Consider the following 2738-nt stretch of genomic DNA (forward strand, 5'->3'; position numbering starts at 1 on the left):
ACCGGGGCGAAGTTCTCCGACGCGATCATCTCCAGCGTCGACTGCTGACGCCCCAGCTCCGCGTCGACCGCCGCCGCGACCTCGGGATCAAGGGCGTGCAGGGATTCGTTCAGTACGGACATCAGGGGTCAGCTCCCGGAGAACTCGGTGTACTCGTCGGCGGAGAGCAGGTCCTTCGGCTCCTCGGCGACACGGACCTTGAAGAGCCAGCCGCCCTCGAAGGGGGCCGAGTTCACGAGGGAGGGGTCGTCGACGACGTCCTGGTTGGCCTCGGTGACCTCGCCGGTGACCGGGGAGTACAGGTCGGAGACCGACTTCGTCGACTCCAGCTCGCCACAGGTCTCGCCCGCGGTGACGGTGTCGCCGACCTCGGGGAGCTGGACGAAGACGATGTCACCGAGCGCGTTCGCGGCGTGCTCCGTGATGCCGACCGTGGCGACGCCGTCCTCGACGGCCGACAGCCACTCGTGCTCCTTGCTGTAACGCAGCTGCTGAGGGTTGTTGCTCATGGTGCGAATTCTCCTGTACGCGGAAAGGTGCTGATGACAGCGGGGCGATGGGGGAGCTGATGGGGGGAGCTGGTGGAGAGTGCTGGTGGAGAGAGGTGTGCGCTGAGCCGTGACGTGCCCAGTCTTACTTCTGGCGCTTGTAGAACGGCAGCGCCACGACCTCGTACGGCTCCTGCGTGCCGCGGATGTCCACGCCCACGCCCGCCGTGCCCGGCTCGGCGTGCGCCGCGTCGACGTACGCCATGGCGATCGGCCTGCCGAGCGTGGGGGACGGGGCGCCGGAGGTGACCTCGCCGATCACCTTGCCGTCGGCGACCACGGACATTCCGGCGCGCGGGACGCGGCGGCCCTCGGCGATCAGGCCGACGAGCTTGCGGGGCGGGTTCGACTCGGCCTTCGCGGCGGCTTCCCTGAGCGCGTCGTGGCCGACGAAGTCGTCGCCGTGGGACGTCTTCTCGAACTTCACGACGCGGCCGAGCCCGGCGTCGTACGGGGTCAGCGCGGTGGTCAGCTCGTGCCCGTACAGCGGCATGCCCGCTTCCAGGCGCAGCGTGTCGCGGCAGGACAGGCCGCACGGGATCAGGCCGTACTCCTGGCCCGCCTCGGTCAGCGCCTGCCACAGCTTCTCGGCGTCGGCGGGGGAGACGAACAGCTCGAAGCCGTCCTCGCCGGTGTAGCCGGTGCGCGCGATGAGCGCGGACACGCCCGCGACGGTGCCGGGCAGACCGGCGTAGTACTTGAGGTGGTCCAGGTCGGCGTCGGTGACGGACTTCACGATGGCCGGGGAGTGCGGGCCCTGGACGGCGAGCAGCGCGTACGCGTCCCGGTCGTCGCGGACCGTCGCGTCGAAACCGGCGGCGCGCTCGGTGAGGGCGTCGAGGACGACCTGCGCGTTCCCGGCGTTGGCCACCACCATGTACTCGGTCTCGCCGAGCCGGTAGACGATCAGGTCGTCGAGGATGCCGCCGTCCTCGCGGCAGATCATCGTGTAGCGGGCGCGGCCCGCGCCGACCGAGCCGATGTTGCCGACGAGCGCGTGGTTGAGCATGTCGGCGGCCTGCGGTCCGGTGACCGTGATCTCGCCCATGTGCGACAGGTCGAAGAGGCCGGCCGCGGTCCGCACGGCGTTGTGCTCGTCGCGCTCGCTGCCGTAGCGCAGCGGCATGTCCCAGCCCGCGAAGTCGGTCATCGTGGCACCGAGCGAGCGGTGCAGGGCGTCGAGGGAGGTCGTACGGGTCATGGGTGGTGTGCTCCCGGTCGTGACGGCGATGGCGAGGGGTCTTGATGGAACTCGGGCAAGACGTCCTCCCCATCTGTCATCGGAACCTGAGAGGTTCGCCCCGAGGGGCTTGCACCTTGGGTGGGGCTGACGGAGCAGCCCGCTTTTCAGATGTGCCTCGCCCGCGCGGTACGGGGCCTGAGAGATTCAAGGGAGGTACTTGCTCCTTCGGCGCCCCGGTCCCGCGTCGCCCTTCTTCGGACTCGTCGGACCCGGGAACTCTCCCGCGCGGATTCAAGCGGCCGGTATGGGGTTGTGTGCCGACGGCGAGGGTTGCGTGCCCTCGGCGCGCACATCATCGCATGCCCGCTCGACGGGCAGCCCCCTTGTGTCACATTGCCATTTCTTTACACTTGGTGCGGAGGGGCTCGGGAGGGGCTGAGGCCCGGGCGGAGGACGGGGGCGATTCCGGTGACCGTACGGGACCTGCGCCGACACGGGGACGACCGCGGGCCGTCCACCGCGCTCACGCTCGCCTTCGCGCCGGGCGACCTGGTCGTCCTCTCCGGGCTGCCCGGCAGCGGCAAATCGACGCTGATGCGCCGCGTCGCCGCGACCGGCGCGGCGGGCGGGGCCGTCACGGTCGACTCCCAGGACACGCGTGAGCGCTGGGCCTCCCGGCTCCCCGGCCGCCTCCCGTACGCGCTGTACCGCCCGCTCGTCCGCGTCGCGCACTACCGGGCCCTGCGCCGCGCCATGCGCTCCGGGGCGGGCGTCGTCGTGCACGACTGCGGCGCGCAGCCCTGGGTGCGGCGCTGGGTGGCACGCACGGCCCGGCGGCGCGGGGTCCGGGCCCACCTGCTGCTGCTCGACGTGACGCCCGAGGCCGCCCGCGACGGCCAGCGCGCGCGGGGCCGCGCCGTCTCCCGGTACGCGTTCGCCCGGCACCGCAGGGCAGTGGGCGCGCTGGTCGCGGCGGCGGAGCGGGGCGAGCTGCCGTCCGGCGTCGC

General features: G+C 71.8%; 3 protein-coding genes and 2 riboswitches. Of the genes, 1 reads left to right on the plus strand and 2 read right to left on the minus strand.

The window, feature by feature from the left end:
• Positions 1-128 precede the first annotated feature (128 nt).
• A complete protein-coding gene (gene gcvH / locus OFY01_RS16015; RefSeq protein WP_266600438.1) occupies positions 129-509 on the minus strand; it encodes a glycine cleavage system protein GcvH in 381 nt (126 codons plus the stop codon).
• Between the two features lie 124 nt (positions 510-633).
• Positions 634-1749 (minus strand): glycine cleavage system aminomethyltransferase GcvT, encoded by a 1116-nt coding sequence (gene gcvT, locus OFY01_RS16020; protein WP_266600440.1) that lies wholly within the window; start codon positions 1747-1749, stop codon positions 634-636.
• Positions 1750-1812: 63 nt separating this feature from the next.
• A riboswitch (glycine riboswitch) is annotated at positions 1813-1905 on the minus strand.
• Positions 1906-2025, minus strand: a riboswitch (glycine riboswitch).
• A gap of 141 nt (positions 2026-2166) precedes the next feature.
• Here gcvT and OFY01_RS16025 point away from each other — a divergent pair.
• Positions 2167-2738, plus strand: a 572-nt coding sequence (locus tag OFY01_RS16025; protein ID WP_407700355.1) for an AAA family ATPase, incomplete at its 3' end; no start/stop codon positions are given.

It is taken from the genome of Streptomyces beihaiensis, assembly GCF_026274175.1.
Taxonomy (GTDB): Bacteria; Actinomycetota; Actinomycetes; order Streptomycetales; family Streptomycetaceae; genus Streptomyces; species Streptomyces beihaiensis.

What these genes read in the sequence shown, in the direction of transcription:
- gcvT (WP_266600440.1), bottom strand. Translation starts at nt 1,749, where the DNA reads ATGACCCGTACGACCTCCCTCGACGCCCTGCACCGCTCGCTCGGTGCC.
- gcvH (WP_266600438.1), bottom strand. Translation starts at nt 509, where the DNA reads ATGAGCAACAACCCTCAGCAGCTGCGTTACAGCAAGGAGCACGAGTGG.